This window comes from Acinetobacter sp. YH12095 (genome assembly GCF_013419245.1).
Taxonomy (GTDB): Bacteria; Pseudomonadota; Gammaproteobacteria; order Pseudomonadales; family Moraxellaceae; genus Acinetobacter; species Acinetobacter towneri.
In genome coordinates this window covers 1-21249 of sequence record NZ_VPAL01000015.1, presented here as the reverse complement: position 1 = coordinate 21249, position 21249 = coordinate 1, and the positions used below count along the sequence as shown (strand labels likewise).

Genomic DNA, 21249 nt, shown 5'->3' with positions numbered 1-21249 from the left:
CATCAGCAATGTTGTCATGTAAAAATCATCTTCAAATAACCTAGTAGCTCAATACGGGTTTAAATTTGAAGATGGGTGATATTTAAAATCTAGCGAGCGCGTACAAGATTATTTTTCTTCAAAAATCTTAGAGAGCGGAATCGACAATTTGGCAGCCAAATAGTCATCGGTTTCACTGAGTACGGGGCCAAGTTTTTGCATCCATTCATCATCAGGATAGACATTGGCCAAGTCCTGACGACGTGGCAATGAATACGGTAGCTGTGAATAAAAACTCCAAAAATCTACCTGAGATAAATTGCGCACCAAAACAAATTCATCATTTTCAGTACGTTTAATTAAATTTTGTTGTTCTAGCATCAGCACATAAGACGGCCAGCGCCCAATTTCATTACGTCCCAATACATCTAAGGCTTCAGCTTCAGTGACACTTTCTCCGCGCATTTGTTTTTTGTAAAACAATTCCAGTAAGTCCAATAGCATGAGCAGCGGATGGCATTTTTTTTCGCGACTGGCTTCAAAAGCGGTCAAGGCATAACTAATTTCAACACCTAACAGCACAATATTCCAAGACAGGAAAATCCACAGTAAGAAAATAGGTACGGCAGCAAAAGCACCATAAATAATTTCATAACTGGTGAAGTTGGACATAATAAAACCAAACAGGTTTTTCAAAAATTCAAATACAACAGCACTGAAAACCCCCGCAATTAATGCGGCTTTAATAGGTACACTGCGGTTGGGAATGGTCCAATTCAGAATAAAAAAACCTAAAATGGTTAGGGCAAATGAAATCAGCCATAAAATAAATGCGCCATTGAGTTCATAACCTGCAAAGTTATTACTCAGCACATTCATAGATGCCAAAGTTGAGGAAATGACAAAAGCACTGCCCAGTAAAATAGGGCCTAATGAGATAATGGTCCAGTAACGCATAAAACCCATAATGCCGCCACGGGTTTCCTTAACCCGCCAAATTCGGTTAAACACAGTTTCAATACTGGTCAGCATCATCACCGTGGTCACGAATAAAAACAAAATCCCGATGACGGTTAAGTTGCTAGATTTGTCGGTAAAGGCATTTAAGGCTTTATCAAAGGCGATGGTGGTTTTAGGTAAAAAGTTGCTGTAAATCAGTTGTTGTAATTGTTGCCGTGCAGGTTCGAGTGCCTTAATGGATGAGATGATCACCAAAAATACGGTGAGCATAGGTACAACGGCAAACAGGGTAGTGTAGGTTAAAGAGCCTGCTTGTTCACGGCAGCGATCTGCTTCAAAGCGACGCAGCACAAATAAGACAAATTGAAACCATTGTTTGTCATAAAAAGGCAGTTTCTTTAAATACTCAACGATCATACAGTGGCTGTCTCAACTTTTTTAATCATCTTTATCTGTTTTCATGGTTAAGCTTAACCAAAAAAGCAGCAAAATACCGTATAGTTTTCATTTTTAGTCTGATTTCTTAGCATGATGCAAGCATATATTCTGGTTTTGTACTTTAGTAAATATGGTTCTACCAAAGAAATGGCACATTTAATTGCCAACGGGGTGGAGGCTAGTGGCATGCCCGTTAAAATTAGAACTGTGCCAAATATCTCGACCGTGGTGCAACAAGCAGAGCCAAGTATTCCTGCCGAAGGTGATATTTATTGTACTTTGGATGACTTGGCCAATTGTGCAGGTTTGGCTTTAGGTTCACCTACACGTTTTGGCAATATGGCATCTGAAATGAAATATTTCTGGGATCAAACCACTAGTCTGTGGCTGAATGGCGCATTGCACAATAAACCTGCCTGCGTTTTTACCTCATCGGGTTCGATGCATGGTGGACAGGAAAGTACCTTATTGACCATGTTGCCACCATTGTTTCACCACGGAATGATGATTATGGGATTGCATAATGCGCATCCTGCTTTATCAAATACCAAAACGGGCGGTACGCCGTATGGTGCAACGCATGTGAGCGGCCCGCGCCACGATCAGGCTTTGAGTCAGGATGAAAAAATCCTTTGTGAAGCGCAAGGACAACGCCTAGGTGAAATGGTAAAAAAATTACAGGGCATGTGAGATTCTTTCTTTAATTAAGATGAAGCGTAAAATGTGGATATCGTTTTACGCTTTTATCTTTTGTACTTGAATTCGATTGGCTTATGTAGCATTGAGCGTGCTAAAAAATAAGTTCACTTTTCACCTAAAATCACCATTTGCAGTGATATTCAGTTTTCTCTTTTCACGTCTAATAACCGCTTTAAAAGCAGAGTTTTCTGTCACGGTTCACGCAGCATTTTTTTGCAGACAGATGTATTGAGCACAACGGACTGCTGTAAAAATGAGAGATTGAGGAAAGTGAAAATGAATAAGTGGATGCTGATTGGGTTAGGTCTAATGAGTTTAGGGTGTTCATGGTCGAGTGTTGCAGCGACTGAAATTGTGCATAGTCTGAGTTTTCCAGAAGAACAACGTATTGAAAAACAACCTGCGGAAGCACAGTATTTAGCGGCACAAAAAACTGTGATGACTTCTGCAAGCAGCACTGCAAAATAAAAAGATACAATCAAAAAGTGTTGCCATGTGCAGCATTTTTTTGAAATTGATTTAGGGCTATTTAGAGTTGCTTGGCTGTTTGAATTTTTTCTTTAAAGCGGTGTTTGCACTTGAGGCATTGAAAATCCAGAAAAATATTCTGATCGACAATTACACCTGCTTTTTTACCAAAGCGATGCCCAAGAAAACCGCCTGTGATTCCCACACTAATTGCCCCGACAAACGTGCCAATCGTGCCGCCCATAATCACGCCCAATGGCCCTGCGGCTGTACCAATTGCCGCACCAATAGAAGCTCCCGAAGCTGCGCCGCCCACAGTACCTGCTGCTGTACCTGCAGAGCCTAATAACACGCCACCAATTTTTTGTAAGTTTTGTTGATGGTTGCGTTTTTCAACTTGAGTTGAACCACATTTCGGACAGGTGATACTGTGTTGCATCAACGGATTGTCTTGTGTCATGACTGTAAATTGCCTTATGCTCATGCCGCATGCATCAATGCACGCAGACGATCTAAAAAGTGCTGTCTAGAGCTGCAATCAGAAAAACTAGACTGCTGAATCACTGTTATTTCAAGTGCAGAATGGCGTAGCGCGGCTATTTTGTAAATTCAATATATGTAAATGAGTTGTTTAAGTTTAAAAAAAGCATAAAAAAAAGAGCGCCTAAGCACTCTTTGATCATCGGGTTTAAATGATGAACCAACATCAGTTTTAATCGACCTTAATCGCGTACAAATTCAACTGTACCGTTTGCCAAAGACTTTACTCGTGCCAATGATTCAACGCGATAGCCTTTTTCAAGCAATAATTCACGACCCGGCTGGAATGACTTTTCAATCACAATCCCAATACCCACGACTTCTGCATTGGCTTGATGGATTAAATCTGCTAAACCGAGTGCAGCTTGACCATTTGCCAAAAAGTCATCAATCACCAAGACTTTGTCGCTAGCGCTAATATGTTTGTTTGAAATGGCAATCGTGCTTTCAGTTTGCTTGGTAAATGAAAATACTTTAGAGCGGTATAAATCATCTTTTAAGGTTAAAGATTGATATTTACGTGCAAAAATTACAGGTACACCAAGCTCTAAACCTGCCATCACAGCTGGTGCAATGCCAGAAGCTTCGATGGTAATAATTTTGGTGATGCCTGCATCTTTAAACAAACGCGCAAATTCTTGACCAATTTGCTGCATCATCACAGGGTCAATTTGATGGTTTAAGAAAGAGTCGACTTTTAGAACCGCTTCAGATAGAACGATACCTTCGGCTAAAATTTTCTGTTCTAGTGCATGCACGGGAGAATCCTCAAGAGCAGGTGCTTTTCAAAGCAAAAGCGTATTTTAAAAAGCACCTGAAAAAATGCAAGAACAATTTACCAAATGGTGAATAACTGCCAAGCTTTGCTCAGTAGTTATATTCTAAATTAGTTGGTCGGGCCTTTATAGCCTGTGAGTAATAATCCATAAGACTTGTCTTTGTCTTGGTGGGTAACTTTAACAGGCAAGTAGTCAAGTTTTGGTGCCAACCAGAAAATCGTATCACGGTTTGGTTTGTTGTGTTTCAGCACCACTTTAATGGTATCAAAAGTACCATAACTGGTTTTGATTTTTTCTGAACCTTGCTTAATAAAGCGACGTGATTCCACCTCTTTATTATCGGCAATATAGTAGCTCGATTTTAAACCGCCACTTTTTAAGTCTTCACGGATTTGCAGTTCCGCATTCAACTCATCCAACACGCCCGCTTTCCACGCAAAAGAACGGGTGTCGCTGTCCTTTTTGGTGTTAATGGTTTTCGCCGAAGGATTGAAGTTAATACTCATGGTGTTGTTATGCACCAAAATCTTACTGCTGCGGCTAAAGCTAGATGAGCCAATTTTGCCATTATTAAAACTAAAACGGCTAGTTTCTGTAGCAGAGGCAATCACGCCTGCTTTGGCAGCAAACACATAACTCCATTGGTTACCTGTTTGGCTTAAAGTACGTGTTGCAGAACCTAAGTTTTTACCATTGTAGTTAAATTGATAACTGGCTTGGAAAGGACTCATGGCAAATGTTTGGCTAGAGAAACCAGCCAAAAACAGTGCTGTAGACACACCGGCTGCCATACCCATTTTTTTCAATACATGATTTGCCATTGCTGAGATATTTCCTCTGTATGTAGGGAGATGCAATTTGCTTGCTTGTTGCCATTATACGCGTTGAATATGAAGAGAAAATTAGGAATTATGCGGCTTGTGTAGTTTTCCTGTATGTATTCTCTTCTAAAGTTTCAGCTTAGCTTTATTTTTGTTTCAGCGGTGTGACTTGCGTATCTGCAAGAGATTCTTCCACATCTTCTAGTCTTTCTTCAGACATTTTGCGGAACAACGCCGTTAAATTGACGTTGCCAGTGAGCACCAATTCCGCTTCACGTAATACCGCATGATTCACATGAACTTTGCTGAGTGTGTCAATGATAGAGCGGCTTTTGCCCAACCAGCGATTTAAATCTAAATGCAGCAAATCATCTTTGACTTTAATGACTTTGAGTTTTTCTAAAATCATGCCTAAAGGGTCATCATTGCGTATTTTTTGATAGTAAAATAAAGCGCACTTCACAGCGATTTTATGCAAAAAACTTGGATAACTTGCTTCAATCACCTGCGTGTCACTAATTTGTTCAAACACAATCAGCTGAGTATCTTTATTCAATTCCATCTGTACTAATTTTAAATCGACAGACAGAGTGATGTTCAAGCCGTTGTAATCTAGGGTTGCATAAAGACGTAACCAGTCGTCGTGTAAGTCTGCGTGCAGATCTTGCAACATTTTCACATTATCGGTCACAAAGCGCTGAAAAGTCGCATTTAAGAAGACCTGAGATAATGGAAATTCACGTTCATCCTCAATAAATCCTTCCGCTTTTTGGTACACTTGACGGATACGTTGAGAGATATTGGTGATCAGGGTTTGCATACGGCCGTCCAAGTCGTTCATTCATTCTTTACAGATACAAATATTTTGTCGAATTGTATTAAAAATACAGGCATAGAAGCTTGCAGTTTAGCAAAATAAGTTGCACCATTTTTAAGATTTTAAGGCTCAGTAGTCAGCTTTTTGATGAACTTCGCAGTTTTGCAGAAAAGCAAAAACTGAGCAAAGTAATATGCTCTTTAGTTTATACCGCATTTGGCGGCTTGGGGAATCAGACGTTTTGTCGGATTAATGTGATGCTAAAAAAAATTCAATTGATGCCTTCTACGCAAGATTGGTGGAAAGATCCTATTTTTGCTGCAGCGTTGCTGGTGGCTGCTGTATTGCACGCATTAATTTTGGCCGTGCAGTTTGCTGCACCGCAACAAAGCGATGCTGCGGTCAAAGAGATTGCGGTATCGGTACGCATGAGCGATGCAAAAGTTGAAGATGCAGATTTCTTAGCCCAAGCCGATCAGCAAGGTTCAGGTACGTTCCGTGAAGAACATCGCATGTCGAGTGATATGCCTGCACCCATGACTGAACAAAGTGCAGGGGAGCAGCAATTGGAAAGTTTAGAGCGTATGCAGCAACAGCGTGAATTAAACTTTGAAGAAAAAGTATTGATGACCACGCTCAGTTGGCAAAAACAGGCTGCAGAAAATCAGCGCAAAAAAGCCATGCAGGAGTTGAATAGCCAATTCCAAGCTAAGGCTGCCATGGTCGCCAGTATTGAAGCGCAATATTTACAACGCCAACAAAATTTTAGCCGTCAGCAAAAAATTAAAACCATCGATGGGATTCAGGCCAAGCAAGACAACACCGCTGGTTATATGGAAAAATTCCGTCAAAAAGTCGAATTTTATGGTAACCGTTATTATCCAGAACAAGCCAAAGCACAGAATTTGGCAGGCGAAGTACGTTTAATGGTGATTTTGAACAACAATGGTGGGATTCGTGCCATTCGTTTAATTGAAAGTTCAGGACATGCCATGCTAGATGAAGCAGCCAAAGCTTCGGTGCGTAAAGCCGCACCTTTTGGTGCATTTGATGCCAAAATGAAAGATATTTCTGAATTGCGGATTGTACGGACGTGGCGTTTTGACCCTGCTGAAGCTGAGTTTGAGGTGCGCTAGTTTTTCCCTCTCTCTGGCTCTCTCCCAAAGGGAGAGAGGACTTTGTGGACAAGTAACAAGAATCTACTCTCTGCTTTACGCAGCAATGTTCTTCTGGTATTTAGCAATCATGGGACTCTAATGAATGTTCTCCCTCCCATTGGGAGGGAGTAGTTTTAAACAAAAAAGCGAGCCTTAGCCCGCTATTTTTATGATTTTCTAAAACTTAAAATTCAATCTCTTTCCATGTATGGATTATCCAAACCCAACTTGGCAAGAATCTCAACTTCTAAAGCTTCCATTTCTTCGGCATCCTCATCTGAGGTTTCATGATCATAGCCCATAAGGTGCAGCGTGCCATGTACTAGCATGTGAGTGAAATGCGCTAATGGTGTTTTGGCTTGTTCTGCAGCTTCCTGTAAAACCACAGGAATACAAATTACCAAATCCCCAATAGGGAAGCTCGGCAAAACTTGTGCCATTTCATCGGGTAAATCGCTTGGGAAAGACAAGACGTTGGTAGATTTGTCTTTTTTGCGATATTCCAGATTGAGCTTGTGACTTTCGGCATGATCGACACAGGCAATTCCAATTTCACAATCACTTTGGGTGTCTATATGTCTTAAAGTGGTTTCGACTACTTTTTTCAGATAGGCACGTTTTAACACCAGCTCAGGCGCTTGAATGTCCTGTTGCAGGCTGAGACTTAATTTCAAAATGAATCCTTAATACTTCAGTAGGTTGCAGAGCGCACAGCGATTAGTGCTGTGCATCTGCTGCGGCATCATTTTCCGCAATTAATGCTTCCTGGCGCGCTTTACGTTCTGCACGCGCTTCGGCACTTAAACGCTGTTGCTCACTGTCCCAGCCTTCATAGGCTTCAACAATTTTCTGAACCAGCTGGTGACGCACGACATCACGAGAATGGAAACGAGTAATATGAATTTCAGGGATTTTATCAATCACACGTAAGGCATGTGCCAGACCAGACTGCTGACCACGTGGTAAATCCACCTGAGTCACATCACCGGTAATCACTGCACGTGAACCAAACCCTAAACGGGTCAGGAACATCTTCATCTGTTCAGGCGTGGTGTTCTGGGCTTCATCCAAAATCACAAAAGAGTGGTTGAGGGTACGACCACGCATATACGCCAGTGGTGCAACTTCAATCACTTGACGTTCAATCAGCTTAGCAACTTTTTCAAAGCCGAGCATTTCATACAGGGCATCATAAAGGGGACGCAAATACGGGTCAATTTTCTGGGTTAAATCACCCGGTAAGAAGCCCAGTTTTTCACCCGCTTCAACCGCAGGGCGCACCAATAGAATCCGCTGGATTTCATTGCGTTCCAACATATCTACGGCAGCGGCAACAGCCAAATAGGTTTTACCCGTACCTGCAGGGCCAATACCAAATGAAATATCACTTTGCAAAATACGTTGCACATAACGCTTTTGGTTGGCACCGCGTGGATTAATGCGCCCTTTGCGGGTTTGCAACCAAACAGCATCCAATCCAGTATGCTCTTGCCCATCATCCGATTGTAATTCACGGTCAGTCTGACTGCCCTGAATCATCATGTGGAGCGTGTCTGCACTAATTTGTGCAGAGCTTTCCGCTTCTTCATGCAGGCGTTGCAAGAGCGTTTCGGCTCGTTCAACTGCATCAATTTCCCCATCTATAAAAAAGGTGTCACCACGATGAGAAATTTGGACGTCTAGACGTTGTTCGATTTGTTTCAAATGTCCGTTATAAGCACCGAGCATGCTTTTTAGACGTTCCATTGAAATGCCAGGAAAAGTTACTGTACGTCGAATCGCTGCAGTCAAGAGAATTCCTTAATCTGTTATTGGACTTTAGCTCCTACATTACGCCACGTCAGGCTCAAGATTCAAGAGTTCACCGTAAACTAAATTCAAAGTTTTAATCTCGGTAATCTCAATCTCCGCAAAGCGTCCGACCCAAGCAGGGTCACCAATAAATGTTACTAAACGTGTATTGTCGGCCGTACCCACTAAAATGTTCGGGTCTTTGTCGGAAACATTTTCAATTAGGACACGTTGTACCGTGCCAAGCATGGCATCGGTCTTATCAATACTCGATTGTTTGATCCATTGTTGAACTTTGGCTAAACGTTCTTTTTTCACATCTTCAGGTGTGGTGTCTTCAAGTTCAGATGCAGGCGTACCTGGACGTTTTGAATAGATGAAACTGTACGAGTGGTCAAAATCCATATCTTGAATAAACTGATAAGTTTCTTCAAAGTTTTGATCGGTTTCACCCGGGAAGCCAATAATAAAGTCGCTAGATAAGTGCATGTCTGGGCGTACTTTACGTAACTTGGCAATCTTGTCGATATACACATCAATGGTGTGGTTACGTTTCATGGCTTGTAGCACATCATTCGAACCACTTTGCACAGGCAAGTGTAAATGCGACACCATTTGCGGTAAATCACGGTAGCATTGAATCAAATCATCATTAAATTCAAGCGGGTGTGATGTGGTGTAGCGAATTCGTCCAATGCCAGGTACTTCGGCAACCAAACGCAGTAAATCGGCAAAAGTACAAATTTTACCGTCAAAAGTTTCACCGCGATAGCCATTTACGTTTTGACCGAGCAAGCTAATTTCACGCACGCCTTTTTCGGCCAAAGTCGCAATTTCAGCTAAGACATCATCTAAAGGACGTGAAACTTCTTCACCGCGCGTGTAAGGCACTACGCAGAAAGAACAGTATTTTGAACAGCCTTCCATAATCGACACAAAAGCTTTAAACCCTTCAACACGCGGTTCAGGTAAAAAGTCGAATTTTTCGATGTCTGGGAAAGAAATATCCACCAGTTTGATTTTTTCTTTCTTTGGTTTTTCAACTTGATCGTGGTGCTGATCAAGCATTTGTGGCAAACGGTGCAAGGTTTGTGGGCCAAAAATCATATCCACATACGGTGCGCGTTTTTGAATGTTGTCGCCTTCTTGAGAAGCCACGCAACCGCCTACACCAATGACCAAATCAGGATTTTTTTCTTTAAGCTTGCGCCAACGTCCTAATTCAGAAAATACTTTTTCTTGGGCTTTTTCACGAATTGAACAGGTGTTCATGAGCAAAATATCGGCATCGGCAGGGTTGCTGGTCAGCACATAGCCGTGCGAGTCGCCCAAAAGGTCTGCCATACGGTGACTGTCATACTCATTCATCTGACACCCTTGCGTTTCGATATACAGTTTTTTAACTGAACCGTCGGCTGGGGTGTGCTGTGGCTGGGTAACAGTGTTTTCTGAGGCAGCTTGGGCACCATTCGGGATGAAGGTTTGAACCGTCATGTAGGCTCCTAAGAGATAATTCACGAGTTCGTTTATAAAAATAAACGGAATAGATAAAACAGAGGGGCGTATTTTAGCAGGAATTCAAGATAAACTGACAGCCTTTAATCCGTGCATCACATACTTGAAATGTGAAGCAAAATTGTTGGAAGATTGATTTCAAGATTAATAGTGTCTAATCATAAGGTTACATAACAGAACACAACTTGGGTTCTAGACTAATTAAACTAAGCTGAATGATTGGATGCGGATCTCGAGGCAGAAGTAAATGACTGAAGGCAAGCGAATGCTGCAAATGATGAAACAAAATAATAAATTAACGAAAAAGCTTGTGCTAAGTCTGGTTTCGCTTGCCGTGATGACGGGTACGCATGCCGCAAATGAACAGTTTAATGATGCACTGCGTGCAGCCAATTCAGGTGATGTCGATTTATTGCAGCAGTATCAATATGCCATGCAAAATGATGTTTTGGGCTACTATCCTGAATACTGGGCATTGAACACCAATTTGGGCATGCAACCTGCCAGTGCAATTGTTCAGTTTGCACAGCGCCATCCACAATCAGCGATGGCAGAAAAACTCGCAGCCGATTACATCGAAGAAAAAGTGAAACAGGCCGATTTTAGCAGTGCACAACCTGTGCTTGCCTATGTGAGTAATGCTGATCAGGCCGAAAGCTGTGCCATGGCACAAGTTCGTACCCGTTCGGGTGATCCTTTGGTGGTCGCGGAATTTAAAGATGTTTGGTTGACCACGAACTCACAACCTGAATCTTGTACAGGTCTAGGTCGAATGATGCTCTCTAGTCCAATTATGACTCAGCAAGATAAACAGCAACGCTTATGGGCACAATTGCGTGCAGGGCAGTCAGGGCTCGCTTTAGCGACTGCGCAAAGTTTAGGTATGAATATCAGTTTGGCACAATTGAACAGCATTCAAGCCAATCCACTGAATTATTTGTGGTCTGCGCCTAAAGCAAGCAACGAAGACCATGCCTATCTTATTTATGCGATCGGACGTTTAGCCGATAGCGATTTAGACTCGGCACTTTCTTCACTAAAACGCAGTGCAGAAGGTGCGCCAGAATCGGTACAAAAAGCCTTGTATCGTGCTGTGGGATATATTGGCGGCACTACAGTCATGAAAAACAATTTTAAGCGTGAAGTGTTAAGTGCCTTAGACGCCAGTTATGGCTTACCTTTTAGTCCCGAAGAAGCAGAAATTTATGCCCGTCAGGCGATTCGTTTTGGCGCATGGGAAAGTGTGATTCGTGCTGTAGACAGCATGAGTGTGACTCAAAAACAGGAAGATCGTTGGCAATATTGGTTGGCACGTGCCTCAGAACAACGTGGTGATGCAGCATCGAAACGCAGCGCGCAAAATATTTATAAAAAACTGGCACAGGGTGATGATTATCACAACTTGTTGGCGAAAGATCGTCTTGGGCAAACTTACAATACGAATCCTGCGAATACCCAACCAAGTACCAATGATTTACAGCGTTTGAATCAAGATATTCACTTTAACCGTGCCTTTGCCTTGCGTGAAATTAATGCACCTGCCAATTATGTCAATCGTGAATGGAACTGGGCGGTGCGTCAGGCGTATTTAAGACAAGATGATGGCTTGATTTTGGCAGCGGCTAAACGTGCAACCGATATGGGTTGGTATGATCGTGCCATTTATGCAGCAGATCGTACTGTGAATAAGCACAACTATAGTTACCGTTATGCTATGCCACATCGTAATTATGTTGTGAGCCACAGTCAAAATGCAGGTATTGACCCTGCTTGGGCTTATGGATTGATGCGTCAGGAAAGCCGTTTTAATACCACTGCACGTTCGCATGTCGGCGCAGGTGGACTCATGCAAATCATGCCCGATACGGCACGTTTGGTTGCACGACAAATGGGTGAAACTTATAATCCTGCCGCGCTGAGTGATATGAATACCAATATTCGTTATGGTACATTTTATTTGTCGACCATTCAGCGACAATTAAGCAATAGCCCTGTGCTGGCCACAGCAGGATACAACGCCGGGCCAAATCGTGCACGCCGTTGGCAGCCAGAGTTTCAGCAAATTGCGGCAGACCAATATACTGAAAGCATTCCTTTGTTGGAAACACGTGACTATGTCAAGCATGTCATGACCAATGCCACGCACTATGGTGTGCTGTTGGGGCAGGGTGGACAATCAATGAGTAGCCGTATGCAACATATTCCATCTCGGAATACACCTTAGGAAAATGTTACAAGTGATACAGTTAGATGATCATGCGTGTTGATATATAGATGCGTGAGTCATTGGGTGTATAAGAATTTAGGGGGCTGAAGCATTGAAAATGTGGATGAGTACAGTTTTACAGCCAATTCAAGTTACATTGCTCGGTTTGAGTGGTACAGCTTTGGTTTTGTGTACGCAAAATACATTTTCTGCCCCCGTGCAAGGCTATGTGATGTCCGTGCAAATGACGCCCGCCGTGTGTTTAATCGATTCGAGCAAAAGCAAAAAGCGTAAATGTTTAGAAGGCTACTCACTGAATATTGAAGGCTTATATCCTGAAGTTGCTGCGCGTGAGTGCAGCACTCAGTCATCGGCGAAGTTACCGCCGCTACAAGCGAAGGTAGTGGCGCGAGTCATGCCTGATGAAGCTGCACGGATACAATTGTGGCAAGGTATTGGCGGCTGTGTGCCCATGAATGCCAGTCAGTATTTTCGCATGATTATTAATAATGCAGATCGGATGAACGTGCCTTCGGTATTGACAGGCCAAGACACGCAGACGGTGCAATTGTCACAACTACGGAGTTTGTTTCTCAAGTCCAATTCAGGTATGTCATCAAAAAGCGTGCATTTTCAGTGCTCTAACCATCAAGGTAAAAGTTATTTAACTGAAATCAAAATTTGTTATAACACCGAAGGACGCTATAAGCAGTGCGGTGCAGCGATTGAATCAAATTGCCCGAATCAGTTTGTCATTAAAGGTTCTTACTAGTTTGCTAGGTGACTGTAATTTCTGAATTTTAAGCTTTTTGAGAAATTTTATTCATATTTTCTATCAGACTTTTGTGGAATTTGATGCGCTTTTGCATGCATCCGCTGAATGATTGGAGTACAATCTTTCGCGTTTATGATTATTAAGATTAGATAGAACAGCTATTTAATCGCATTGACTATCCTCTCAATTGGAGATAATTACATGAAGCAACCTGTTCGCGTTGCCGTTACTGGCGCTGCTGGTCAAATTGGTTACAGCCTATTATTCCGTATCGCTAGCGGTGAAATGTTGGGTAAAGACCAACCAGTTATCCTTCAATTATTAGAAGTTCCTTTTGAGAAAGCTCAAGCTGCGCTTAAAGGCGTAATGATGGAACTTGACGACTGTGCTTTCCCATTATTGGCTGGCATGATCGGTACTGATGATCCTAAAGTGGCATTTAAAGATGCTGACTACGCGTTATTGGTTGGTTCTCGTCCACGTGGTCCTGGTATGGAGCGTGCTGACCTTCTTAAAGTAAACGGTGAAATCTTTATTGGTCAAGGTCAAGCACTTAACGAAGTTGCTAGCCGTGATGTTAAAGTTCTAGTTGTTGGTAACCCAGCGAACACGAATGCTTACATCGCAATGAAATCTGCTCCAGATCTTCCAGCGAAAAACTTCACAGCAATGTTACGTCTTGACCACAACCGCGCGTTAACTCAACTTGCTCAAAAAGCTGGCGTTGCTGTTTCTGACATCAAAACAATGACAGTTTGGGGTAACCACTCTCCAACAATGTATGCTGACTACCGTTTTGCAACTGCAAATGGAGAAAGCTTAAAAGACAAAATCAACGATGCTGAATGGAACAAAGACGTATTCCTTCCTACAGTTGGTAAGCGTGGCGCTGCGATCATCGAAGCACGTGGTTTATCTTCTGCTGCATCTGCTGCAAACGCTGCAATTGACCACATGCGTGATTGGGCGCTTGGCACAAACGGCGAATGGGTAACTATGGGTATTCCTTCTGACGGTTCTTACGGTATTCCTGAAGGCGTAATGTTCGGTTTCCCTGTAACTTGCGAAAATGGCGAATACAAAATCGTTCAAGGTCTTGAAATCGACGAGTTCAGCCGTGAGCGTATCAACTTCACGTTAAACGAACTTGAAGAAGAACGCGCAGCAATTGCTGACATGATTAAATAATTTAATCTGCTAGATTAAGTTAAAACTCCTTCGGGAGTGATGCCAGTCAACCTAAAAGTTGACTGGCATTTTTTTTGCGCTTGATTTTATCTTTGCAATTAAAAGCCTATCATCAGCTAAGCTCATATTGCTTATCAAATATCAGAATGGATAAGCGACTATAAAATAGGTCGATTGACCTGCACGGTAGGGGAAATTGCTTAGAATACGCGGGTTTCCTTTTTCAAATCTTCTCTCTGTCATGTCAAGTTATTGTTGCAAGTGCCCATAGATCGAATGTTTCGGTTTGGGTGGCTTTTATCTTACTTGTTGTCGGTACTATCGGCGCCTATCAAATCGTGGGTCTAAATCAAGCACTGTTATTTTTAATTGGTGGTGCTTTGGGGATGACGTTGTATCACGCCTCTTTTGGTTTTACTTCTAGCTGGCGTGTGTTTATTAAAGAACGTCGTGGTCGTGGTTTGCGGGCTCAAATGATTATGCTGGGCTTGGCGGTGTTGTTGTTCTTTCCTGCTTTAGGTGCAGGTGAGTTGTTTGGCAATCCCGTCAAGGGCAATGTCAATCCTGTGTCGATGTCGGTCATGATTGGTGCTTTTATTTTTGGTATTGGCATGCAGTTGGGGGGTGGCTGTGCATCGGGTACGCTATACACGGTAGGCGGTGGCAGTGCGCGTATGTTGGTTACGCTATTTTTCTTCTGCTTAGGTTCACTGATTGCCACTTCGCATTTAGATTGGTGGTTTAATCTGCCGCATTTGGCGCCAATCTCGATTGTCGAAAGTTTTGGGGTGATTCCTGCACTTATTCTAAGCTTTGTTATTTTTGCTGTGATTGCTGCCGCAACCGTGTTTTTTGAAAAGAAACGTCATGGCAGTTTAGAAGTCGAGCCGCAAAGTCAGTACCATGGTTGGAAGCGTTTCCTCAAAGGTCCTTGGCCGTTAATTTGGGGTGGGCTTATTTTAACGCTGCTGAATTTTGCTACCTTGGTATTGGCTGGTCGTCCGTGGGGCGTGACTTCTGCGCTTGCAGTTTGGGCTGCAAAAGTTGCTGTTTTTGCGGGTGTAGATGTAAGCGCTTGGGATTATTGGCAGCAGTCAGGCAATGCTAAAGCATTGGCAAATTCATTGTGGCATGACATCACCTCTATGATGAATTTTGGCATTATGTTGGGTGCATTGCTTGCTGCAAGTTTGGCTGGAAAATTTGCCCCGAACTTTAATATTCCACACCGTTCACTGGTTGCGGCTGTTATAGGTGGCTTATTACTTGGTTATGGTGCACGTTTGGCCTACGGTTGTAACATTGGCGCATACTTTAGCGGAATTGCTTCGGGCAGTGTGCATGGTTGGTTATGGCTAGTATTTGCATTTATGGGGAATGCCATTGGTGTGAAATTGCGCCCAATCTTCTTTCCAAATGAAAAGCCACAGCCTGAAAAACTAACAGGTTGCTAACTTTTAATTTAAGTAGATGAAAGCTAGTCGGTTTACATTGACTGGCTTTTTTGTTGCCTGTCATCGTGTTAAGAATATTGAGTGGGATGCTTTAGGTATATCGCATCGTACAAAAAATAACATGCTGCAACTCGGCTGCTGCTGAATTGCGGCTCGAAGCAGGTTAAGGTCATTAAAAGTACAAGACGAATCAAAGGAGGATGCCATGTTTGACCAACAACCGACTTTAGAACTGTTATTTCAACAATTGGGTCTAGATGCTGACGATGCAGCAATTGATCAATTTATTCGTGAGCATCAATTACCTGCAGAAACCAAATTACACTGTGCCGAGTTTTGGACGGAAGGGCAGCGCCAATTTTTGCAAAGTCACTGGAAAAAAGATGATGATTGGGCCATTGTGATTGAAACCTTAAATGAGCAATTGCATAGTGATCAACACCCGAGTGTTTAATCGGTATTTAAGTTAAATCAAATACTTTTCATCTAAAAAGAGCCAGTAAACTGCGTGCTCACAAAAAGATACAACAAACCCAGTCGGAAGACTGGGTTTTTTATACAAAGTGTTATAAGTTGGTTGAATAAGGAATTACAACGAAACTAATAAAAGGGGGCAAGGTGCTCATGCAAAATACTCCATCATTAGCCATGTTATTCAGCCAACTCGGTTTAGCCAGCAGCCCTGCAGCCATTGAATTGTATGTACGTACGCATCAATTACCTGCACATATTAATTTACATGAAGCGCCGTTTTGGAATAAATCACAACGTGAATTTTTAATCAGTCATTTGGTACAAGACGATGATTGGGCCATTTGGATTGATGAACTCAATCAACAATTACATTTAGATGCTTATCGTTTACAAGCTGTTTAGGTTCAAGTCATTATCATCTTTAATATTTTTAGTATAAAAAAACGCCTCAGAACGTTCTGAGGCGTTTTTTTAATGCATTCTGCTTTTGAGAATTTGTTTAAACCAGACTTCTGTTTGATAGGCGTTAAAAGCAGGGTGAATTTGTAAGAGTTCCAAATCAAATTCGGCAGTTTTACTGTACTTACCTAACCAGTGGCGACACAGTGCGCTTTCATTTTTACTGGCACTGGCATAGGCCAAGAAAAAGAAAATATCTCCATGTGCATAATGAGTCATGGCTTTTAAAATTTGTTGAGTAATTAAGGCGTATTTTGCATCGCGGGTCAGCTCAAAATACATCATATAGGCTTTGGCTAAATGCAAAGACAAGTTGATATACAGCGTCAACGGTATTTCTTCAAATTCAATCCGACCTTGTTCCAACAGCACAATGGCTTCTTGCAAAAAGTAAATCTGTTCTTGGCGTAACTCGCTCAAACTCACCAATTGTAAGCGTAAATCGGCACGTTCTAATGCCAATTCAGGCGTATTGCCTTGTAAAAAAAGTTGGTCGGTTTCCCCAATACGTTGAATAAGCTGTTGAGTCGAGTTGCGCATGGGTGAATTCCTGATAGCAATATTTGCTCTACATCGGGGCAAATTTACAGTTTTAAAGCCAATAGTCTGAAAAATGCGGTCTGTTTTTACCAAAGTTGATTGCCGCTGCGTAGCCATGCGGTAATGGAAAGACGTTGCTGTGTCGCAGGCAAAACTTCGTGCAATAAATCACTTTGGAAAATTGCAATCCGATTTGGGCGTGGTTCTATAATTTGCCATGCTCCATGTTTGTCTTGTAAACGTAGTTGTCCACCCCAATCTGTCTGCCATTCAGGGTGTAAATAATAGACAGCAGAAATCACCCGATCATTTTTTTGTTGTGGGTTATCGCGGTGCAAGGCATAAAAAGAACCTGCTTGGTAGCTGGCAAAATGTGCTTCGACCTCACGAATCCCTAAATAAAATGCCTGATTGAATTGTTCAGCCAAAGCCAAAAGGGTTTGGGTATGTTGTTGGGCAAAGCTTAAATTTTCGTGAATCCATAAAATATGATCACTGCGAATTTTGCTGATCACACCATTTTGTATGGCTGCTTCACGAAATTGATCTAAATTTTGACTACACTCTGCTAGAACCTGTTGTTGATATTCAGGTGAATAGGCATCATCCAGCATAGCAAAACCATGCAAATCTAAATCTTCAAGAATTTGATCAATATTCCAAGATTTTGGAAGCAGTGTGGCGTCCATAAAATAGATACTCAGACAAAATGCAAGACAAGCTGATTATTTTAGAGGAATACAAGCTCCTGAATGAAACTTTTTTTCATGCTAAAATGTCGGTTGATTTTAGGAATGAACCAAACATGAATTATCGTCACCATTTCCATGCGGGCAACTTTGCCGATGTCATGAAGCATGTTTTATTGCTGCAAATTCTGACACGTTTAAATGCCAAAGATAAACCTTATCGCTATGTCGATACACATGGCGGTGCGGGTAAATATGACTTATCTTTAGCACCTGCACAAAAATCGGGCGAATTTTTAAATGGTATTCATCGTTTAGTGAAACTAGATGATTCAATCAAACGTCAGGCACCAGAAGGCGTACAGCAGTATTTAAAACTGGTTGAAGCAATGCGTGAAACGGATGGGCAAGGTGCATATCCCGGTTCGCCATGGTTTGCTTTACAAGGTATGCGTGACATCGACAAAGCAACTATTTTTGAAATGCAGCGCGATGTATTCCAGCAATTGCGTCATAACATTCGTGACAAACGCGCAGGTTTACATGAGCGTGATGCTTACGAAGGTTTATTGGGCGTCATTCCACCAAAAGAAAAACGCGGTTTGGTGATGATTGATCCACCGTATGAATTGGAACGTAAAGATTTCCCTCAGTTGGTTGAATTATTGGCAGCTGCACATAAAAAATGGCCAACAGGCGTATTTGCGGTGTGGTATCCAATTAAAGACCGCGCCATGATTGAACGTTTTGAAAAGAAAATGTTTAAAACAGGTATTCGCCGTCAACTCATTTGTGAAATTTGTGTGTGGCCTGACGATACTCCTGTGGGCTTAAACGGTTGTGGTTTATTGGTGATTAATCCACCATGGAAATTCTCTGAAGATGCAGATGAAGCCCTGCAATGGTTGTTCCCGCACTTGCGTATGCAAGAACATGGTGGACATGCTGCAGTGCGTTGGTTAGTTGGCGAATAAAAAATTTAAATAGACGTTCAGGTTACAGTTAGGACACAAAATAATGACAAACACATCCAAACCCGAAGGAGAATATAGTTCCCGTGATCTTGAGCATGACGGAATTACATTTGAAGTGGTGGAAGAAGAACATACCCGTGAAGGGCAAAAGGTGAAACGTCGTGGTATCTATCTGTGGCCAAACCTGATTACCACGGCAGCCTTGCTGTCGGGTTTTTACTCCATTATTGCCAGTATGAATGGCGAATTTAGCCAAGCGATTTATGCCATTTTTCTAGCAGCATTGTTTGATGGTTTAGATGGTCGTGTGGCACGTGCGATTGGTGCGCAAAGTCCATTTGGCGAACAGTTTGATTCATTATCCGATATGCTCGCCTTTGGTGTTGCACCTGCGATTTTGATGTATAGCTGGAGTTTGCATGATTTAGGTCGTATCGGCTTGGCGGCTTGCTTTGTTTATACGGCTTGTGCCGCATTCCGTTTGGCGCGTTTTAATGTGCAAATTGGTGTGGTCGATAAACGCTACTTTATTGGTGTTGCAAGTCCTTTGGCTGCGCTGATTATCGTGTCGCTGGTTTGGGTAGGACGGGATTTTCCTGAACTGTATGATATTCGTGAAATTGGTCTACAAATCCTCAATGCTGTGATTATTATTGCAGTAGGATTGTTGATGATTTCCAATATTAAATATTATTCATTTAAAACCTTTGATCGTAAGCGTGTGCCGTTTTTTGTATTGCCAATCGCAGTATTTATCCTTGCAGCCATGACTTATAATATTCCTGTTGGAATTTTAGTGATTTCAATTATTTATGCACTTTCAGGTTTTGTGACCACTTTTATGGCAAGAAAAAATGCAGTGAGTTAATTAAGCTTTCATAAAAGCATCAACTCACAAGGAGTTTGATATGCAGCTGTTTCAAGATTTTCTCGATCGTTCCAAACAACTCAATCAAACTCCTGCGGCAACCGCCAAACTGCCTTATCACGCCCCAAAACATCATTATAAATTTATCTATCAGGGCTTAATTCTTCCTAATTTGCCTGCACCCTTACATTATCTCAACTTTATTGGTTTATTGGGCAGCCTAAATACCGCAATGCTGCGCCCTGAAAATGTGATTACAACCTCAGCTTTAGACACAGCCAGTATTCTTTGTAGTAGCAGCCCACACATGGTGGGGCAGTCCAATCATTATTCAATACAACATGATTGCGTATTTACTGCAGAGTATTTTCAGTTTGCCAATAAAGAGCGCATTACTGGACACTTTCCGCAATTTCATATTCAACGTGAAGATAGCGAACTTAGCTTTGATTTAAAGATCACCACAAGCTCTACAATTTCATATTTCACTAAATTGCGAATGAATTTGGCAGAACATTGGTCTTTGTTGTGTCAGTGTCAGGGTAGTGTGCGCTATAAAGATCAGCATTTTCAGATTGAGCAATTGGGTAGTTTTGAGTTTGCCCGCTCAATCCAGTTTCCTTATTTCGCTGTGGCATTTTTTTGCTATCAAGTGATTAATCTGAATCATCAGCAACAAATGATATTGCTACAAAGTCGTGATGTGTTGAATCGAATTTTGCAATCTCGAATCTATCTGCGAAATGCGAACACGGAGCAAACTCGGGTATTTGATGGGCAAGTACAATTTAATATTCAACGGGTTTATCCAAAAGTAAAAACGCCAACAGGTCAGTGTATGTATTTGCCACGTGAGTTTGAATGGCGTTATCAAGATGAAGATGGCACCTCAATTCATTTACAGGCGCAGAGTCGTGGTGATTTTAAATTTGGGGCTGCAGCAGGTTATGTCGGAAGTTTTCAATATCAGTTGGCTATAAATGGCGATCAACAACAAGGAGAAGGAGGCTATTGTGAATATATCGACTGCCGCGCACTGAAATGGCAGGAACATGATCAGCCAGAAAAAATGCCAGATGTAGTTATGAATCCTGAACCTTTTATGATCAAGAAAAAGAAATAAACAGTATTTTGTGGAAAAGTGAAGTATTTTGCTGAATAATTAACCGTTCGGACTAAAAAACTGATAAAACTTAAAAAGAGGGGTTGCATGGCGAAATATTTGCCCTATAATGCACATCCATCGGCGGTGATGAAGATTAAAACTTCTGATAAAACAATGACTTGATTGAAAATGGTTAAGTTGAGTTTTAGAAAGAAAGTTTAAAATAATTTAAATTACCAGTTGACACTTTAGAAATAAAGCGTAATATAGCCGACCTAGCTTGATGCTGACGAAGCATCGAGAAGATCATTAAGAGATTATGAAGAACAACTTGTGTGGATTTTTACTGATTGATTGATCGAAAATATTTCATTGATTGATTGGTTTAAATTACTCGAAGTTTATTTGAGCGAAATTTAAGTCAGGAAATTGATGAGCCAGATTTGGAAGTTTAGATTAAAACTTCAAAATGATTTTAACTGAAGAGTTTGATCATGGCTCAGATTGAACGCTGGCGGCAGGCTTAACACATGCAAGTCGAGCGGGCGAGGTT

22 protein-coding genes and 1 rRNA gene are annotated in these 21249 nt (G+C 41.8%); 13 read left to right on the top strand and 10 right to left on the bottom strand.

The genetic code is table 11. The features are described 5' to 3' along the window. Positions 1-108: 108 nt before the first annotated feature. Positions 109-1356, bottom strand: a complete 1248-nt coding sequence (locus FTU35_RS10250) for a YihY family inner membrane protein (protein ID WP_131261034.1) — start codon at positions 1354-1356, stop codon at positions 109-111. Positions 1357-1470: 114 nt separating this feature from the next. Between FTU35_RS10250 and wrbA the strand changes: the two genes are divergently transcribed. Together wrbA and FTU35_RS10240 are read left to right on the top strand one after the other, a co-directional pair. After that, complete coding sequence (wrbA, locus tag FTU35_RS10245) at positions 1471-2067, top strand: NAD(P)H:quinone oxidoreductase (RefSeq protein ID WP_026438329.1); 597 nt, start codon at positions 1471-1473, stop codon at positions 2065-2067. Between the two features lie 285 nt (positions 2068-2352). Further along, complete coding sequence (locus FTU35_RS10240; RefSeq protein ID WP_004976167.1) at positions 2353-2544, top strand: hypothetical protein; 192 nt, start codon at positions 2353-2355, stop codon at positions 2542-2544. A gap of 61 nt (positions 2545-2605) precedes the next feature. Here the strand turns inward: FTU35_RS10240 and FTU35_RS10235 are convergent, their stop codons facing one another. The 4 genes from FTU35_RS10235 to FTU35_RS10220 all read right to left on the bottom strand — a co-directional run bounded on the left by FTU35_RS10235 (position 2606) and on the right by FTU35_RS10220 (position 5504). Then, positions 2606-3004 (bottom strand): hypothetical protein, encoded by a 399-nt coding sequence (locus FTU35_RS10235; protein WP_154321055.1) that lies wholly within the window; start codon positions 3002-3004, stop codon positions 2606-2608. A 262-nt stretch (positions 3005-3266) separates the two neighbouring features. Continuing rightward, positions 3267-3842, bottom strand: a complete 576-nt coding sequence (locus tag FTU35_RS10230) for a xanthine phosphoribosyltransferase (RefSeq protein WP_004976172.1) — start codon at positions 3840-3842, stop codon at positions 3267-3269. Between the two features lie 128 nt (positions 3843-3970). Further along, complete coding sequence (locus tag FTU35_RS10225) at positions 3971-4684, bottom strand: DUF3108 domain-containing protein (RefSeq protein WP_004976176.1); 714 nt, start codon at positions 4682-4684, stop codon at positions 3971-3973. A 145-nt stretch (positions 4685-4829) separates the two neighbouring features. Further along, positions 4830-5504 carry a hypothetical protein gene (locus FTU35_RS10220; protein WP_004976182.1) on the bottom strand — a complete coding sequence of 225 codons (675 nt, stop codon included), beginning with the start codon at positions 5502-5504 and terminating at the stop codon, positions 4830-4832. A gap of 275 nt (positions 5505-5779) precedes the next feature. Between FTU35_RS10220 and FTU35_RS10215 the strand changes: the two genes are divergently transcribed. Beyond that, entirely contained in the window at positions 5780-6637 is an 858-nt protein-coding gene (locus FTU35_RS10215) for an energy transducer TonB (protein WP_171062604.1), read from the top strand. A 212-nt stretch (positions 6638-6849) separates the two neighbouring features. Here the strand turns inward: FTU35_RS10215 and ybeY are convergent, their stop codons facing one another. The 3 genes from ybeY to miaB are packed head-to-tail and all read right to left on the bottom strand — an operon-like array spanning position 6850 to position 9943. Next, positions 6850-7332 carry an rRNA maturation RNase YbeY gene (gene ybeY / locus FTU35_RS10210; RefSeq protein WP_004976192.1) on the bottom strand — a complete coding sequence of 161 codons (483 nt, stop codon included), beginning with the start codon at positions 7330-7332 and terminating at the stop codon, positions 6850-6852. A 43-nt stretch (positions 7333-7375) separates the two neighbouring features. Next, positions 7376-8449, bottom strand: a complete 1074-nt coding sequence (locus FTU35_RS10205; RefSeq protein ID WP_154321054.1) for a PhoH family protein — start codon at positions 8447-8449, stop codon at positions 7376-7378. Between the two features lie 39 nt (positions 8450-8488). After that, complete coding sequence (miaB, locus tag FTU35_RS10200) at positions 8489-9943, bottom strand: tRNA (N6-isopentenyl adenosine(37)-C2)-methylthiotransferase MiaB (RefSeq protein WP_004976194.1); 1455 nt, start codon at positions 9941-9943, stop codon at positions 8489-8491. 358 nt (positions 9944-10301) lie between these two features. On the opposite strand from miaB, the gene FTU35_RS10195 reads away from it, so the two are divergent. The 6 genes from FTU35_RS10195 (at position 10302) to FTU35_RS10170 (ending at position 16463) form a co-directional block, all read left to right on the top strand. Beyond that, on the top strand, positions 10302-12188 hold the full coding sequence (locus tag FTU35_RS10195; RefSeq protein ID WP_171501138.1) for a lytic transglycosylase domain-containing protein: 1887 nt from the start codon (positions 10302-10304) through the stop codon (positions 12186-12188). 106 nt (positions 12189-12294) lie between these two features. After that, a complete protein-coding gene (locus FTU35_RS10190) occupies positions 12295-12942 on the top strand; it encodes a ribonuclease I (protein WP_154321052.1) in 648 nt (215 codons plus the stop codon). A 204-nt stretch (positions 12943-13146) separates the two neighbouring features. Beyond that, the gene (locus FTU35_RS10185; RefSeq protein WP_019836931.1) at positions 13147-14133 is read left to right on the top strand and encodes a malate dehydrogenase; all 987 of its coding nucleotides are present in this window, start codon (positions 13147-13149) and stop codon (positions 14131-14133) included. 236 nt (positions 14134-14369) lie between these two features. Continuing rightward, entirely contained in the window at positions 14370-15587 is a 1218-nt protein-coding gene (locus tag FTU35_RS10180; protein WP_154321051.1) for a YeeE/YedE family protein, read from the top strand. A gap of 205 nt (positions 15588-15792) precedes the next feature. Continuing rightward, on the top strand, positions 15793-16041 hold the full coding sequence (locus FTU35_RS10175) for a DUF2789 family protein (RefSeq protein ID WP_096901745.1): 249 nt from the start codon (positions 15793-15795) through the stop codon (positions 16039-16041). 164 nt (positions 16042-16205) lie between these two features. Then, positions 16206-16463, top strand: coding sequence for a DUF2789 family protein (locus tag FTU35_RS10170; RefSeq protein WP_026438086.1), 258 nt, complete (start codon positions 16206-16208; stop codon positions 16461-16463). 69 nt (positions 16464-16532) lie between these two features. Here the strand turns inward: FTU35_RS10170 and FTU35_RS10165 are convergent, their stop codons facing one another. Beyond that, a complete protein-coding gene (locus FTU35_RS10165; RefSeq protein ID WP_154321050.1) occupies positions 16533-17060 on the bottom strand; it encodes a hypothetical protein in 528 nt (175 codons plus the stop codon). 86 nt (positions 17061-17146) lie between these two features. Beyond that, positions 17147-17749 carry a 2OG-Fe(II) oxygenase gene (locus tag FTU35_RS10160; RefSeq protein ID WP_154321049.1) on the bottom strand — a complete coding sequence of 201 codons (603 nt, stop codon included), beginning with the start codon at positions 17747-17749 and terminating at the stop codon, positions 17147-17149. A gap of 116 nt (positions 17750-17865) precedes the next feature. On the opposite strand from FTU35_RS10160, the gene FTU35_RS10155 reads away from it, so the two are divergent. The 4 genes from FTU35_RS10155 to FTU35_RS13360 form a co-directional block, all read left to right on the top strand. Then, positions 17866-18723: a 23S rRNA (adenine(2030)-N(6))-methyltransferase RlmJ gene (locus FTU35_RS10155; RefSeq protein ID WP_026438537.1), complete on the top strand. Its 858-nt coding sequence runs from the start codon at positions 17866-17868 to the stop codon at positions 18721-18723. Between the two features lie 43 nt (positions 18724-18766). Beyond that, positions 18767-19591, top strand: coding sequence for a CDP-diacylglycerol--serine O-phosphatidyltransferase (pssA, locus tag FTU35_RS10150; protein WP_004976213.1), 825 nt, complete (start codon positions 18767-18769; stop codon positions 19589-19591). Positions 19592-19631: 40 nt separating this feature from the next. Next, on the top strand, positions 19632-20714 hold the full coding sequence (locus FTU35_RS10145) for a DUF6670 family protein (protein ID WP_104853049.1): 1083 nt from the start codon (positions 19632-19634) through the stop codon (positions 20712-20714). 458 nt (positions 20715-21172) lie between these two features. Then, a 16S ribosomal RNA gene (locus FTU35_RS13360) occupies positions 21173-21249 on the top strand; the annotation flags it as partial.

Excerpts from the sequence above, each read along its gene's own strand:
- FTU35_RS10250 (WP_131261034.1), bottom strand. The coding sequence starts at position 1,356 with ATGATCGTTGAGTATTTAAAGAAACTGCCTTTTTATGACAAACAATGG.
- wrbA (WP_026438329.1), top strand. The coding sequence starts at position 1,471 with ATGCAAGCATATATTCTGGTTTTGTACTTTAGTAAATATGGTTCTACC.
- FTU35_RS10240 (WP_004976167.1), top strand. The coding sequence starts at position 2,353 with ATGAATAAGTGGATGCTGATTGGGTTAGGTCTAATGAGTTTAGGGTGT.
- FTU35_RS10235 (WP_154321055.1), bottom strand. The coding sequence starts at position 3,004 with ATGACACAAGACAATCCGTTGATGCAACACAGTATCACCTGTCCGAAA.
- FTU35_RS10225 (WP_004976176.1), bottom strand. The coding sequence starts at position 4,684 with ATGGCAAATCATGTATTGAAAAAAATGGGTATGGCAGCCGGTGTGTCT.
- FTU35_RS10220 (WP_004976182.1), bottom strand. The coding sequence starts at position 5,504 with ATGCAAACCCTGATCACCAATATCTCTCAACGTATCCGTCAAGTGTAC.
- FTU35_RS10215 (WP_171062604.1), top strand. The coding sequence starts at position 5,780 with ATGCCTTCTACGCAAGATTGGTGGAAAGATCCTATTTTTGCTGCAGCG.
- miaB (WP_004976194.1), bottom strand. The coding sequence starts at position 9,943 with ATGACGGTTCAAACCTTCATCCCGAATGGTGCCCAAGCTGCCTCAGAA.
- FTU35_RS10195 (WP_171501138.1), top strand. The coding sequence starts at position 10,302 with ATGACGGGTACGCATGCCGCAAATGAACAGTTTAATGATGCACTGCGT.
- FTU35_RS10190 (WP_154321052.1), top strand. The coding sequence starts at position 12,295 with ATGAGTACAGTTTTACAGCCAATTCAAGTTACATTGCTCGGTTTGAGT.
- FTU35_RS10185 (WP_019836931.1), top strand. The coding sequence starts at position 13,147 with ATGAAGCAACCTGTTCGCGTTGCCGTTACTGGCGCTGCTGGTCAAATT.
- FTU35_RS10175 (WP_096901745.1), top strand. The coding sequence starts at position 15,793 with ATGTTTGACCAACAACCGACTTTAGAACTGTTATTTCAACAATTGGGT.
- FTU35_RS10165 (WP_154321050.1), bottom strand. The coding sequence starts at position 17,060 with ATGCGCAACTCGACTCAACAGCTTATTCAACGTATTGGGGAAACCGAC.
- FTU35_RS10160 (WP_154321049.1), bottom strand. The coding sequence starts at position 17,749 with ATGGACGCCACACTGCTTCCAAAATCTTGGAATATTGATCAAATTCTT.
- FTU35_RS10155 (WP_026438537.1), top strand. The coding sequence starts at position 17,866 with ATGAATTATCGTCACCATTTCCATGCGGGCAACTTTGCCGATGTCATG.
- pssA (WP_004976213.1), top strand. The coding sequence starts at position 18,767 with ATGACAAACACATCCAAACCCGAAGGAGAATATAGTTCCCGTGATCTT.
- FTU35_RS10145 (WP_104853049.1), top strand. The coding sequence starts at position 19,632 with ATGCAGCTGTTTCAAGATTTTCTCGATCGTTCCAAACAACTCAATCAA.